The organism is Candidatus Hydrogenedentota bacterium (assembly GCA_016791475.1).
Lineage (GTDB): Bacteria > Hydrogenedentota > Hydrogenedentia > Hydrogenedentales > JAEUWI01 > JAEUWI01.
Genome location: JAEUWI010000491.1, coordinates 1 through 511 on the forward strand (window position 1 = coordinate 1; position 511 = coordinate 511).

General features: G+C 67.3%; 1 protein-coding gene. It reads left to right on the forward strand.

Features of this window, described 5'->3' with window-relative positions:
• Positions 1 to 511: GGDEF domain-containing protein (locus tag JNK74_30420; GenBank protein ID MBL7650483.1), on the forward strand; the 511-nt coding region annotated here is incomplete at both ends.

Sequence of the window (511 nt, forward strand, 5' to 3'; positions counted from 1 at the left end):
TATGCCAGCGACTGGTGCCACAGGCTGCGCGATCCCGGCATGTTCCTCACGCACCAGCTGGTGTCCATCATCGGCGTGCTGGGCATGGTCATGGCCGCGCCTGCGCTGGCGTTCCAGTCCATGGTGATGCTGATCGCCTTCAGCGCCGACGGTTTCCTCGCGCGCAGCCGCACCAGCTTCTGGCTGACCTGGATCGGCACGCTCATCGCCGTGGCGGCCATCATTCTCTGGCGTGGGCCGTTGATGCGCATGACCACGGATACGGCTGCAGGCCAGTTGCTGGCCTTCGGCGTGGTGCTCGGTGCCGTGGTGCGCTGCAGCGTGCAGGCCACCTTCTTTCGCAGCATGCAGTACCGGCTGGGCATCGCCAATGACAAGCTGGCCACGGCGCTGGCACAGATCGAGGCCCTGCTGCGCCATGACGACCTGACCGGCGTCAGCAACCGCCGGGGCGTGATCGAGCGTCTGCACGAGGTGCGCACCGCCGCCCACGACCGTGGCACGGTGCTGT